At 61.0% G+C, this 13,019-nt stretch carries 11 protein-coding genes and 1 pseudogene; 10 read left to right on the top strand and 2 right to left on the bottom strand.

Annotated elements, in window-relative coordinates; all coding sequences use genetic code 11:
* Positions 1–65 precede the first annotated feature (65 nt).
* Positions 66–863 (top strand): peptidoglycan editing factor PgeF, encoded by a 798-nt coding sequence (gene pgeF, locus HZ993_RS03935; protein WP_209395970.1) that lies wholly within the window; start codon positions 66–68, stop codon positions 861–863.
* Here the strand turns inward: pgeF and HZ993_RS03930 are convergent.
* A complete protein-coding gene (locus tag HZ993_RS03930) occupies positions 795–1,076 on the bottom strand; it encodes a hypothetical protein (protein ID WP_209395969.1) in 282 nt (93 codons plus the stop codon). The genes pgeF and HZ993_RS03930 overlap by 69 nt on opposite strands.
* A gap of 149 nt (positions 1,077–1,225) precedes the next feature.
* On the opposite strand from HZ993_RS03930, the gene HZ993_RS03925 reads away from it, so the two are divergent.
* From HZ993_RS03925 to HZ993_RS03885, 9 genes are all read left to right on the top strand, one after another.
* Entirely contained in the window at positions 1,226–2,896 is a 1,671-nt protein-coding gene (locus HZ993_RS03925; protein WP_371816994.1) for a PHA/PHB synthase family protein, read from the top strand.
* Positions 2,897–2,932: 36 nt separating this feature from the next.
* Complete coding sequence (locus HZ993_RS03920; RefSeq protein WP_209395967.1) at positions 2,933–4,111, top strand: acetyl-CoA C-acetyltransferase; 1,179 nt, start codon at positions 2,933–2,935, stop codon at positions 4,109–4,111.
* A gap of 76 nt (positions 4,112–4,187) precedes the next feature.
* Complete coding sequence (gene phbB, locus HZ993_RS03915; protein ID WP_209395966.1) at positions 4,188–4,925, top strand: acetoacetyl-CoA reductase; 738 nt, start codon at positions 4,188–4,190, stop codon at positions 4,923–4,925.
* Between the two features lie 283 nt (positions 4,926–5,208).
* Positions 5,209–6,495, top strand: coding sequence for an HD-GYP domain-containing protein (locus HZ993_RS03910; RefSeq protein WP_209395965.1), 1,287 nt, complete (start codon positions 5,209–5,211; stop codon positions 6,493–6,495).
* Positions 6,492–8,546, top strand: coding sequence for a bifunctional diguanylate cyclase/phosphodiesterase (locus tag HZ993_RS03905; RefSeq protein WP_209395964.1), 2,055 nt, complete (start codon positions 6,492–6,494; stop codon positions 8,544–8,546). The genes HZ993_RS03910 and HZ993_RS03905 overlap by 4 nt, the downstream gene beginning before the upstream one ends.
* Positions 8,547–8,628: 82 nt before the next feature.
* A complete protein-coding gene (locus HZ993_RS03900) occupies positions 8,629–9,087 on the top strand; it encodes a (2Fe-2S)-binding protein (RefSeq protein ID WP_209395963.1) in 459 nt (152 codons plus the stop codon).
* A gap of 22 nt (positions 9,088–9,109) precedes the next feature.
* A complete protein-coding gene (locus HZ993_RS03895; protein WP_209395962.1) occupies positions 9,110–11,380 on the top strand; it encodes a xanthine dehydrogenase family protein molybdopterin-binding subunit in 2,271 nt (756 codons plus the stop codon).
* Positions 11,381–11,388: 8 nt separating this feature from the next.
* The gene (locus HZ993_RS03890; protein ID WP_209395961.1) at positions 11,389–12,411 is read left to right on the top strand and encodes an XdhC family protein; all 1,023 of its coding nucleotides are present in this window, start codon (positions 11,389–11,391) and stop codon (positions 12,409–12,411) included.
* Positions 12,381–12,914, top strand: a complete 534-nt coding sequence (locus HZ993_RS03885) for an NTP transferase domain-containing protein (RefSeq protein WP_209395960.1) — start codon at positions 12,381–12,383, stop codon at positions 12,912–12,914. The genes HZ993_RS03890 and HZ993_RS03885 overlap by 31 nt, the downstream gene beginning before the upstream one ends.
* On the opposite strand, the pseudogene HZ993_RS24275 reads toward HZ993_RS03885, so the two are convergent.
* Positions 12,915–13,019: pseudogene (locus HZ993_RS24275) on the bottom strand (integrase); the annotation flags it as partial.

Genomic DNA, 13,019 nt, shown 5'->3' with positions numbered 1-13,019 from the left:
TGGTGGTTGAAGGGTGCAAGTTGAATATGGGTTAATAGTAACGGCCTTGGTTTATCCTTGTTTGCATGACACGCTCCCCCTCTGTTGGCACCGACTGGATACAACCCGACTGGCCCGCACCAGCCCATGTGCGGGCGCTTTGCACCACACGCACGGGCGGGGTGTCCGCCGCGCCGTATGACAGTCTGAACCTGGGTTCACACGTAGGTGATGACACGGCCCACGTTGCACACAACCGTGGGCTGCTGCAAGAAGCCTTGGGGGCCAAACCCGTGTTTTTGAACCAGGTGCATGGCACCGACATGCTGGCCCTGGCGCAGGACACGCCCGATGGCGCCTCGGCAGATGGTGCCTACACGCGCAAACGTGGCCTGGCCTGCACCATCATGGTGGCCGATTGTTTGCCCGTGTTGTTGTGTGATGTGCAAGGCCGCCAGGTGGCCGCGGTGCATGCCGGATGGCGTGGGCTGGCCGGGGTGGATGGCGTGGGCATTCTGGAAAATGCTTATAAGTCTTTTAAGCCTCTAGCCCCCGTTGTATCTAACAATAGTGCTATTGAGTTGATAGCGTGGCTCGGCCCTTGCATAGGGCCGGATGCCTTTGAAGTAGGGGCCGATGTGGTTGCAGCGTTTGCGCAGACCCATGCGCAGGCGGCAGCGTGTTTCAAGCCGCTTGCCGGTGGCAAGTGGCTGGCGGATTTGCCCGCACTGGCGCGGCAGCGGTTGGCGGCTCTGGGCATCACCCAGGTGTTTGGCAACGACGGCAGTGCGCCGTGGTGCACCGTGGGTCAGCCGCTACGTTTCTTTTCCCACCGGCGTGACCGTATCAGTGGTCGGCAGGCTGCCTGTATCTGGTTGGACTGATGCCTTCGCAGCTTCCAGCTCTGCAGCGTCACGGGCCCGGATGGCGCGCTTGCGCGCGGGCGCTCCCATGAAATACAGAATGAGCCCAATTGGTAACAAACCGTAAAGAACAAAGGTCACAATGGCACCGAGGATGGAGCCGTTGGTGTTGGTGGCTTCTGCCACTGCCATCATGACAGCGACATACAACCAGGCGATAGGAATGATGTACATAAGTGCACTGCGTGTTTACCACATGTCAGGGAATCGTAGGCCGGATGCTGAGATACTAGGGCCTGCACGCAGACAATAGAAAAGGTGACAGTGTGACGCAACAAGCCCCCGAATTCTGGACCCAAGCCGCCCAGCAGTTTCAGCAGTCCATGACCGAAAACTGGAGCAAAGCGGTGCAGTCCCTGCAAAGCATGGACCTGGGTGCAATGGGCGCCAGCCTGCCCACCGGCACTGCCACCAAAGCCCCCGACATCCGCTTTGCACCCGACAAACTGCAGGCGCTGCAACAGCAGTACTTGCAGGATGTGATGGGTCTTTTCAGCCAGGGCATGTCCGCACCCAGCACCGGAGGCGACAAACGCTTTGCGGGTGAGGCCTGGGGCAGCAACCCGGTGGCAGCCTTCTCCGCCGCGGTGTACCTGCTCAATGCCCGCACCATGATGGGCCTGGCCGACGCAGTAGAAGCCGATGCCAAGACCCGCAACCGCATCCGCTTCGCCATCGAGCAGTGGATGGCCGCTGCGGCGCCCAGCAACTTTTTGGCTTTCAACGCCGAAGCCCAAAAGAAGGCGCTGGACACCAAAGGTGAAAGCATTGCCAAAGGTATGCAAAACCTGGTGCACGACCTGCAACAAGGCCATGTGTCCATGACGGACGAGAGCCTGTTTGAGGTCGGCAAAAATGTCGCTACCACCGAAGGCGCCGTGGTGTTCGAGAACGCCTTCTTCCAGCTCATCGAGTACAAGCCTCTGACCGCCAAGGTCTACGAGAAGCCGTTTTTGATGGTGCCACCCTGCATCAACAAGTTCTACATCCTGGACCTGCAGCCGGACAATTCGCTGGTGCGTTACGCCGTGGCGCAAGGGCACCGCACCTTTGTTGTCAGCTGGCGCAACCCCGATGCCTCCATGGAGAAGGCCACCTGGGACGACTACATCGAGCAGGCGGTCATCAAGGCTATTTCAGTCACGCAAGAGATCACCGGCGCACCCAGCATCAATGCACTGGGCTTCTGCGTGGGCGGCACCATGCTGGGCACGGCACTGGCCGTATTGGCAGCACGCGGAGAAGAGCCTGTTGCCAGCGCAACCTTGTTGACCAGCCTGCTGGACTTCACCGACACCGGCATCCTGGATGTTTTCATCGACGAAGCCTTTGTGCAGTTCCGCGAGAAAGAAATGGGCAAGGGCGGTTTGATGAAAGGCCAGGACCTGGCCAGTACCTTCAGCTTTTTGCGCCCCAACGACCTGGTCTGGAACTACGTGGTGGGCAACTACCTGAAAGGCGAAACCCCGCCACCGTTTGACCTGCTGTACTGGAATTCCGACAGCACCAACCTGCCCGGCCCCTATTACGCCTGGTACCTGCGCAACACCTACCTGGAAAACAACCTGGTCAAGCCCGGCAAGTTGACGGTGTGTGGCGAAAAGGTGGATTTGAACGCGGTGGATATCCCGGTCTACATCTATGGATCGCGCGAAGACCATATCGTGCCGATTGGTGGTGCCTATGCCTCTACCCAGGTGTTGCCAGGCAAGAAGCGTTTTGTGATGGGCGCGTCTGGCCACATTGCCGGTGTCATCAACCCGCCCGCCAAAAACAAGCGCAGCCACTGGATACGTGCCGATGGCAAATTACCCAAGACACAGACCGCGTGGCTGGACGGTGCAGTGGAACACCCGGGCAGCTGGTGGACAGACTGGTCTACATGGCTCAAGTCCCATGCAGGCAAACAAATTGCTGCGCCCAAAACATACGGAAAAGGCAAGTACAAAGCGACCGAAGCAGCCCCAGGCAGCTACGTCAAGGCCAAGGCCTGATCTGAATTAATTTTGACCCACCGAAGGAAGATAAAAATGGAAGACATCGTCATCGTTTCAGCCGCCCGCACCGCCGTCGGCAAATTTGGCGGCACGCTGGCCAAGACTCCGGCACCCGAACTGGGCGCCGCCGTCATCAAGGCTTTGCTGGCCCGTACAGGCCTGTCTGCTGAGCAGGTCAATGAAGTCATCCTGGGCCAGGTGCTGACCGCCGGCTCGGGCCAAAACCCCGCCCGCCAGACCGTCATCAAGAGTGGCCTGGCCAAAGAAACGCCCGGCCTGACCATCAATGCCGTATGCGGCTCCGGCCTGAAGGCTGTGATGCTGGCTGCGCAAGCCATTGCCTATGGCGACAGCGAAGTTGTGATCGCTGGTGGCCAGGAAAACATGAGCGCCGCACCCCATGTGTTGCTGGGCAGCCGTGACGGCCAGCGCATGGGCGACTGGAAGATGACCGACTCCATGATTGTGGACGGCCTGTGGGATGTCTACAACCAGTACCACATGGGCATTACCGCCGAAAACGTGGCCAAGGCCTACAGCATCAGCCGCGACATGCAGGACGCACTGGCGCTGGCCAGCCAACAAAAGGCCGCTGCCGCACAAGACGCCGGCAAGTTTGTGGACGAAATCGTGCCTTTCAGCATTGCGCAGAAGAAGGGCGACCCGATTGTGTTTGCAGCCGATGAGTTCATCAACCGCAAGTCCAACGCCGACGCGCTAGCTGGCCTGCGTCCCGCCTTCGACAAGGCGGGTGGCGTGACGGCAGGCAATGCCTCGGGCATCAACGACGGCGCCGCCGCGGTGATGGTGATGACCGCCAAGAAGGCGGCAGCTCTGGGCCTGACCCCCATGGGCCGTATCGCCAGCTTTGCCACCAGTGGCCTGGACCCTGCGCTGATGGGTATGGGCCCGGTGTCCGCATCGCGCAAGGCGCTGGAGCGTGCCGGCTGGAAGCCACAGGACCTGGACCTGCTGGAAATCAACGAAGCCTTTGCCGCCCAGGCCTGCGCGGTGAATAACGAAATGGGCTGGGACACCAGCAAGGTCAACGTCAACGGTGGCGCCATTGCCATAGGCCACCCCATTGGTGCGTCCGGTTGCCGTATTCTGGTCACGCTGCTGCATGAAATGCAGCGCCGCAATGCCAAGAAGGGCATTGCCAGCCTGTGTATCGGTGGCGGCATGGGCGTGGCCCTGACGATTGAGAGATAAATTGGCTGTTAGCCCCCGTAAATACTGGGGTTACAGCTACTAATGTTGTAGCAAGTAAAACCAAAGAGGAGTGAACATGAGTCAAAAAGTAGCCTACGTAACCGGTGGTATGGGTGGCATCGGTACCGCCATCTGCCAGCGCTTGCACAAAGAGGGTTTCAAGGTCATTGCGGGCTGCGGCCCTACCCGTGACCACGCCAAGTGGATTGCCGAGCAGGCGGCTTTGGGCTTCACCTTCTTCGCGTCGGTGGGCAATGTGGGTAATTGGGATTCGACCGTAGAGGCTTTCTCCAAAGCCAAGGCCGAGCATGGCGCTATCGATGTGTTGATCAACAACGCCGGCATTACCAAGGACCGCATGTTCCTGAAGATGACGCGCGAAGACTGGGACGCCGTGATCGAGACCAACCTTAACAGCATGTTCAATGTCACCAAGCAGGTGGTCGGCGACATGGTGGAAAAGGGCTGGGGCCGCATCATCAACATCTCGTCGGTCAATGGCGTCAAGGGCCAGGCGGGGCAGACCAACTACTCGGCCGCCAAGGCCGGCATGCACGGTTTCTCCATGGCGCTGGCCCAAGAGTTGGCAACCAAGGGTGTGACCGTCAACACCGTGAGCCCAGGCTACATCGGCACCGACATGGTCAAAGCCATTCGCCAGGAAGTGCTGGACAAGATCATCGCCACAGTGCCGGTCAAACGTCTGGGTGAGCCCGGCGAAATTGCATCCATCATCGCCTGGCTGGCGTCGGATGAGGGCGGATACGCAACAGGTGCAGAATTTTCTGTCAACGGCGGCCTGCACATGGGCTGAGTTGCTTTGCGACCAGAAGTCGCAATATCGAGTCAAAAGAACCCGCTTTGGCGGGTTTTTTTACGCCTGACGTGTAACTGACATGTTTATGGGATGGCGAGTGCCCATAAGCCGCGTAGTATCTGCAGAAATGGGCCAAAAACATGGGGTATGCTTGCTTTAGAACAAGCAAAGTCCTCTGTCGCAGGCTGTGGAATGCGCTTTGCAGCATGCCACGGTTGCCGCAGAACAGGACGGTGGCCGGCAAGCTTGGGTTGTGAGAATCGATGAAGGATGGTGGCCCATGAAGAGCAAAGACGATACCGTCGGGTTGGTGGATTGCAAGTCCCTGCGCATAGGCATGTATGTGGAGCTGGACGTAGGCTGGTTGGCCCATCCGTTTCCCACCGGCAGCTTCAAACTGACGTCTTCCAAACAAATCGAAACTATTTGTGGACTGGGCATGCAGCAAGTGCGTGTCAACCTGGCCAAAAGCGATCCCGATCCGGATGCGGTGGTTGCCAAACCCGCCATGGACGCACTGGCCGTGGAACGCGCCCAAGCCGCGCACCGTGAAGCCCAGCTGCGCCAGCAACGCGCCGAACAACTGGCGGTGCAACAGCGCAGTCTGGTCGTTTGTGAGCGGCAATTTGGTGACGCTGTGCGCCAGTACAAAAAGATGCTGGAGGCCATACCGACCCAACCCAAGGCCGCCGCAGAACATTGCCACACGCTGGTAAACACCTTTGTGGGCGACATCTTGTGCGAAGGCGATTCCGCCATTCGCCTACTGTCCGAAGCCGCGGGTGACAAGTCGTCCATGCACCCGGTCAATGTCACGGTGGTCTCCTTGTTGCTTGGCAAGGCCATGGGTTTGTCCCAGGCTGAATTGATCGACCTGGGCATGGCTGCGTTTTTGCACGATGTCGGCAAGGCCCAACTGCCGGACCGGGTACGCTGGCTGGAAGAAAATTTCTCAACCGCAGAGTACAAGCTCTACCAGGAGCATGTGGCCAAAAGTGTGCAGGTGGGCAAGGCCATGGAGCTGTCCAAGGGCGCCTTGCTGGCGATTGCGCAGCACCATGAGCTGACCGATGGCAGTGGTTTTCCTACCCGTGCCAAGGGTGAATCCATGACGGTGGCCGCGCGTATTTTGGCGCTGGTCAACCGGTATGACAACCTGTGCAACCCCAGCCGGCCGGCTGCGGCCATGACACCGCACGAATCCCTGTCGTTGATTTTTGCACAGCTCAAAACACGGTTTGATACGGCGGCACTCAGTGCATTTATCCGCATGATGGGGGTGTACCCGCCCGGCTCGGTGGTGCAGTTGATTGATGAACGCTACGGCATGGTGGTGTCGGTCAATTCTACCCGGCCGCTCAAGCCCCGCATCATCGTGCATGAAGCCGGTGTGGCCAAACACGAGGCGTTGATTCTGGATCTGGAGCATGCACCTAACATCGGTATCCGGCGCAGCCTCAAACCCTCGGGCTTGCCCAGCGCAGCTATGGACTTTCTGGCACCGCGCCAGCGCGTGAGTTATTTTTTTGAGCGGGTTGTTGACTCACAGATGGGTGCGCTTGCATGACACCCGCCACGTGTGGCCCCTTATTGGACGCCATGATAGAGGCGGTCTGCCTGGTAGACCCCAAGTCCCTGCGTATCACCATGGCCAATCGGGTCATGGCCAAACTGGTGGGATTGCCCAGTGCAGAGTTTGTCGGCAAACCCGTGGTGGAACTGACCAATTCTCCGGAAGACCTGTTTTTTTGGGAGGATGTGGCTGCAGGTCTGGCGGACCACATCCTGTCGGAATCGCTATTGCGATGCAGTGAGGGTGTCGCCATACCCGTAGAGCGCAAGGTCAGCCGGGTGTGGGTTGCACCCGACGAGCCGGTGTTTCTGGTCGGGCTGCGTGATTTGCGGGACCAGCGCAGTGCCGAGGAACAATTGGAAAACCGCATGTCGGAGTTGCGGGCCACACTGGAGTCCTCGGGTGATGGCATTCTGGTTCTCAACGTCGCTGGCGAGGTGCGCCACTACAACCGCCGTTTTGTAGAATTGTGGAATGTGCCGCCGGACATGCTGGAGGCGCATGACGATGCGGCATTGCTGACCCATATGCGTGGGTGCGTCAAGGATGAAGCGAGTTACCAGGAACGCCTGGGATTGATTGGTGATGACCCCGAGATGGAGTGCACCGACGTGTTGTTGTTGCGCTCGGGGCGCATGCTGGAGCGTGTAACCCTGCCCCAGACTAGCCGCAGCCGCGTGGTGGGGCGGGTGTATTCCTTCCGCGACCTGACCGAGCGGCTGGACGCCCAAAAACGCATTGAAGCCCTGGCCTATACCGATGTGTTGACGGGGCTCCCCAACCGGCTGCTGCTGGGGCAGCGGGTGGCGGTTGCACTGCGCACCGCACAACGCAATGGCTCGACCTTTGCCCTGCTGTTTGTGGACCTGGACCGCTTCAAGAATATCAACGACTCGCTGGGCCACGCCTTTGGTGACCGGGTGCTGGTAGAAGCCTCGGCACGCATACAACAAACGCTGCGCGAGGTAGATACCCTGTGCCGGGTGGGCGGTGATGAGTTCATTGCTTTTTTGCAAGAGGCCGATGCCATAGGTGCCGAGATAGTGGCCCGCCGCATTCTGGAAAAATTGGCCCAGCCCTTTGTGTTGGACAGTGTGAATTTTTCCATGGGGTGCAGCATCGGCATCGCCATGTACCCGGCAGATGGCCGCACGCTGGACACGCTGGTCCAATGCGCAGACACGGCCATGTTCCGGGTCAAGGAACGCGGGCGAGGCAACTTCCGCTTCTACCAGCCGCAAATGAATGTGGACCTGCTCTCGCGGGTCAAGATGGACCATGCCATGCGCCTTGCCATGGAACAGGGTTTGTTTCGCCTGCACTACCAACCGCAGATATCGTTGCTGGATGGGCGCTTGCTGGGCGTGGAGGCGCTTATCCGCTGGAGCGATGCCGAATTGGGCAATGTGTCACCGGCCACCTTTATCCCGCTGGCCGAGGAGTCTGGGTTCATCATCAATATAGGCAACTGGGTGCTGGCCGAAGCGGTGCGCCAGTCTTTCACCTGGCAGGAGTCCGGTCGTCCGGTGGTGGTGTCGGTCAACGTCTCGGCGCTGCAGTTCCAGCAGGGTGATTTTGTGGAGCGTGTGGCCAGCGCCATCAGCGATGCAGGGCTGGACCCGGCTTTGCTGGAGCTGGAGCTGACCGAGTCCATCCTGATCAAGGACATCCATGAAACCCTGACGCGCCTGCAGGCCCTGGCTGCATTGGGCATCAGCCTGGCGATTGACGACTTTGGTACCGGTTATTCCAGTCTGGCCTACTTGAAGAAGTTTCCCATTTCCAAACTGAAGATCGACCGCGCCTTTGTGATGGGCTTGCCCGAAGACGAAGGTGACCGTGCCATTGTGGGTGCCACCATTGCCATGGCCCGCGCTCTCAAAATGTCCGTGGTGGCCGAGGGTGTGGAGACGGGCGCCCAGCGTGACTACCTGCACGGTTTGCAGTGCGAAGCCTTCCAGGGTTTTCTGTGTTCGCCGGGCTTGCCAGCGGAAGACTTTGAAGATTTGTACGCCACACTGCCCATGGGGCTATCAGCGCACTAGCGCATTCAGCACGTTTCGCGGAATTGCATTACATTCGGCCGACCCGGCCACTGTGGCCGCGATCCAGACCGAGGAGATTGTTGTGCCCACTCTGAACATCAACGGCAAAGACATGCAGGTTGACGCCGATGCCACCACCCCCATACTCTGGGCCCTTCGCGACACGCTGGGCATGACCGGCACCAAGTTCGGTTGCGGCGCTGCGTTGTGTGGCGCCTGTACTGTGCACGTGGATGGTGTGGCGACACGCTCCTGCGTTACGCCCATCTCCGCTGCGGCGGGCAAGAAAATCACCACCATAGAAGCCGTTGCCACGGACAAGGTTGGGCTGGCTGTACAAAACGCCTGGGTCGCGCACGATGTGGTGCAGTGCGGTTACTGCCAGAGCGGCCAGATCATGAGCGCCACGGCGCTGCTCAAGACCAATAAAAAGCCCAGCGACGCCGACATCGACTCCGCCATGGCCGGCAACATCTGCCGCTGCGGCACCTATGCCCGCGTGCGCAGCGCCATCCACGCCGCTGCCGCGTCCTTGGCCTAAAACATTACGCGAGGAAATCACCATGCATTTCGACTCCGCATCCCCCGAACTGATGGACCAACTGCCAAAAGGGCTTCTAGCCCGCGTGGAACGGTCTCAAGGCGCTTCTAAATCAATAGCAACTGAAGGGCTGGCCCGGCGCAGCTTTTTGAAGATGGGCGCGGCCTCTGGCTTTGCACTGGGTGCCTACCCCTTGGTGGCGGGCGCACAAGCCGCGGCACCGGCTGGCCTGAAACCCTTCGAGCAACCCTCTGCCTTCGTGCGGATTGCAAAGGACGGCACGGTCACCGTCGCCATCAACCGCCTGGAGTTTGGCCAGGGCGTGTGGACCGCCTTGCCCATGTGCCTGGCCGAGGAGCTGGACGCCGACTGGAGCAAGGTCACCGCCGAACACGGCGATGCCAACGCCGCCTACGTGGACCCTGCCTTTGGCATGCACCTGACAGGTGGCTCGGGCTCCATCAAACGCTCCTTCATGCAGTACCGCGAACTGGGTGCCCGCGCCCGCGCCATGCTGGTGGCCGCTGCGGCTGCGCAGTGGGGTGTGGATGCCAGCGCGCTGCGCACCGAAAACGGCATGGTCCTGGGCCCCGCAGGCAAATCCATCAGTTATGGCGATCTGTCGGATGCCGCCATGAAGATGCCCGTGCCCGACAAAGTGGCGCTGAAGGACCCTAAGAACTTCCGCATCATCGGCAAAGCCACACCGCGGCTGGACGGCAAAGCCAAGTCCAGCGGCCAGCAAAACTTCGGTATCGATGTGCAACTGCCCGGCATGCTGACCGCCGTGGTGGCCCACCCGGCAGTGTTTGGCGCCAAGATCAAGTCGCTGGACGACGCGGCCGCCAAGGCGGTACCCGGTGTCAAAGCCGTGTTACGCATGCCCACCGACCGGGGCGGGGAGGGCGTGGCCGTGATCGCCCAAGGCTACTGGGCCGCCAAGCAGGCGCGTGATGCGCTGAAGCTGGAGTGGGACACCTCTGGCGTGGAGAAAGTCGACAGCACCGCCCAACTGGCCAGCTACAAGGCCCTGGCCAAGAAGACCGGCGCGCTGAAATACCAGGCCGACATGGCGCCGCTGGCCAAGGCGCCCAAGAAGATCAGCGCCGAGTTCACCTTCCCCTACCTGGCGCATGCGCCCATGGAGCCGCTGAACTGCACCGTGCATGTCACCGGCAGTGGTGCAGATGCCAAGGCCGCCATCTACCTGGGCACACAAATGCCCGGCTTTGACGGCATGGCAGCAGCCAAGGTGCTGGGCCTGCCACCACAAAACGTCAAGGTGAATGTGCAGATGGCCGGTGGCGGTTTTGGCCGCCGCGCCGTGCCCACGGCCGACTATGTGGTTGAGGCCTGCACTGTGGCCAAGGTTGCCATGGCAGCCGGAGTCAGTGCACCGATTCGTGTGCTGTGGAGCCGCGAAGACGACATCAAAGGCGGCTACTACCGCCCCATGCACGTGCACCGTGCCGAGATCGGTTTTGACGCCAAGGGCAAGGTGCTGGCTTGGGACCATGTCATCGTCGGCCAGTCGATTGTGGAGGGCACACCCTTTGCAGGCATGATGATCAAGGACGGCGTGGACGCGACCATCGTCGAAGGCATGCGCGAGCCGTATGACGTGCCCATGCGCCTGTCGGTGCACCACCCCAAGGTCAACGTGCCGGTGCTGTGGTGGCGCAGCGTGGGCTCCACCCACACCGCCTACGTCATGGAAACCCTGGTCGATGAAATTGCCCGCGCCACCAACCAGGACCCGGTGGCTTACCGCATGAAGCTGATGGGTGACAAGCACCCGCGCCACAAAGCCGCACTGATGCTGGCGGTGGAGCAATCGGGTTATGGCAAACGCAAGCTGCCCAAGGGCCAGGCCTGGGGCGTGGCCGTACACGAGTCGTTTGACACCGTGGTGGCCTATGTGGCCGAGGCATCGGTCACCAAGGGCGTGCCCAAGCTGCATGCGGTCACTGCTGCCGTGCACTGCAACCTGGCCGTCAACCCCAAGACCATTGAAGCGCAAGTGCAGGGCGCCGCGCTGATGGGCTTGGGCACCTGCCTGCCTGGGTCTGCCATTACCTTCAAGGATGGTTTGGTTGAGCAAAGCAATTTTGGCGACTACGTGGTGGCCCGTATCACCGACATGCCCAAGATCGCCGTGCACATTGTCCCCAGCGCCGAGCCGCCCACTGGCATGGGTGAACCTGGCCTGCCGCCACTGGCCCCGGCCTTTGGCAATGCCATTGCCAAGCTGACCGGCAAGACGCCCCGCAGCCTGCCGTTCAAGCTGGCCTGATCAGACCAATGGAAAGCCTGGACCTGAGGGTATTGGCCGACGCGCTGCAGTGGCGCCAAAGCGGCCACGCCGTCACGCTGGTCACCGTGGTGGAGACCTGGGGCAGCGCCCCCCGGCCGCCCGGTGCCTTGCTCGCCGTGCGGGACGATGGCGCCGTCAGCGGATCTGTATCTGGCGGCTGTGTGGAAGACGACCTGATCGCCCAGACCAAGGCCGCACTGCAAAACCGTGCAGCATCGCCTGACCAAGAGCGCCCGTCCATGCTGGCCTACGGCGTCAGCAAAGAAGAGGCTGCACGTTTTGGCCTGCCCTGCGGCGGCACGCTGCGCCTGGTGCGCGAGCCGCTGCTGGACACGGCCTGGGTGCAGGATCTGTTGGACCGCACGGCCCGGCATAAGCTGGTAGCCCGCCAGCTGACCTTGTCGACGGGGGCTGTGCAGTTGCTGCCTGCCACGCGCGGCCAGGCCATGGCGTTTGATGGCAGTGTGCTCACCACCGTATTCGGCCCCAAGTGGCGTCTGCTGCTGATTGGCGCGGGCCAGCTGTCGCAAGCCGTGGCCCAAATGGCGCAGATGCTGGACTTTGAAGTGCTGGTCTGCGACCCGCGTGACGAATACGTGACCACCTTGCGCATGGACGGCGTGACCCGCGTGATGGGTATGCCTGACGACGCGGTGCGCGCGCTGGCTCCCGATGCCCACACCGCCATCGTGGCGCTCACACACGACCCCAAGCTGGACGACATGGCGCTGTTGGAGGCGCTGGGTTCTGACGCCTTCTACGTAGGCGCACTGGGCTCGCGGCGCAACCAGCAGGCGCGCAAACAGCGCCTGGCCGAACACTTCGACCTGACCGCTGACGTGCTCGCACGGCTGCATGGCCCGGTGGGGCTGTCGATAGGTGCCAAGACACCTGCCGAAATTGCAGTGTCCATCATTGCCCAGGTCGTGCAGGTCAAAAACGCGGCCCCCCAAGGGCAGCCTGTGGCGGAGACCGGCGCTTGCCTGGCCACCACCCACCCACCGTCCTGATCCTGGCCAGCGGCCGGGGCCGGCGTTTCATCGCATCAGGCGGCACAGGCTCCAAGCTGCAGGCCTTGCTGCATGGCAAAACCGTGCTGCAACACACGGTGGATGCAGTGCGTGCCAGTGGCTTGCCTTTCCATGTGGAAAACGGGCCGCACCTCGGCATGGGGGATTCCATTGCAGCGGCCGTGCGCGCTACGCGTGATGCTGCGGGGTGGCTCATTCTGCCCGGTGATCTGCCGCTCATCCAGCCAGACACCTTGCGCGCGATGGCGCAGGCGTTGGCCGACCACGCGGCTGTGTTCCCTACATTCGAAGGCCAGCGTGGCCACCCTGTAGGTTTCTCGGCGCAGTGCCGTGCAGGGCTGGAGTCTCTTAAGGGAAATCAGGGTGCAGCCCCCGTACTTTCTGCTTTCCATGCTATGGAATTTGTAGTGACCGATGCCGGTGCCGTGACCGACATTGATACGCTGGATGATCTGAACCGGGTGGCGCAGTTGCTGCCGTAGCTAATTACCGGCTGCCAATGCATCCAGCGGGCTGGCCGTGCCACCTGCTGCCACCTTGAGCACATGGGTGTAGATCATGGTGGTGGAAACATCAGAGTGGCCTAC

Source organism: Rhodoferax sp. AJA081-3 (assembly GCF_017798165.1).
Classification (GTDB): domain Bacteria; phylum Pseudomonadota; class Gammaproteobacteria; order Burkholderiales; family Burkholderiaceae_C; genus Allorhodoferax.
This window is presented reverse-complemented; position numbering and strand designations above follow the sequence as displayed.

What these genes read in the sequence shown, in the direction of transcription:
- pgeF (WP_209395970.1), top strand. Translation starts at nt 66, where the DNA reads ATGACACGCTCCCCCTCTGTTGGCACCGACTGGATACAACCCGACTGG.
- HZ993_RS03930 (WP_209395969.1), bottom strand. Translation starts at nt 1,076, where the DNA reads ATGTACATCATTCCTATCGCCTGGTTGTATGTCGCTGTCATGATGGCA.
- HZ993_RS03925 (WP_371816994.1), top strand. Translation starts at nt 1,226, where the DNA reads ATGACCGAAAACTGGAGCAAAGCGGTGCAGTCCCTGCAAAGCATGGAC.
- HZ993_RS03920 (WP_209395967.1), top strand. Translation starts at nt 2,933, where the DNA reads ATGGAAGACATCGTCATCGTTTCAGCCGCCCGCACCGCCGTCGGCAAA.
- phbB (WP_209395966.1), top strand. Translation starts at nt 4,188, where the DNA reads ATGAGTCAAAAAGTAGCCTACGTAACCGGTGGTATGGGTGGCATCGGT.
- HZ993_RS03910 (WP_209395965.1), top strand. Translation starts at nt 5,209, where the DNA reads ATGAAGAGCAAAGACGATACCGTCGGGTTGGTGGATTGCAAGTCCCTG.
- HZ993_RS03905 (WP_209395964.1), top strand. Translation starts at nt 6,492, where the DNA reads ATGACACCCGCCACGTGTGGCCCCTTATTGGACGCCATGATAGAGGCG.
- HZ993_RS03895 (WP_209395962.1), top strand. Translation starts at nt 9,110, where the DNA reads ATGCATTTCGACTCCGCATCCCCCGAACTGATGGACCAACTGCCAAAA.
- HZ993_RS03890 (WP_209395961.1), top strand. Translation starts at nt 11,389, where the DNA reads ATGGAAAGCCTGGACCTGAGGGTATTGGCCGACGCGCTGCAGTGGCGC.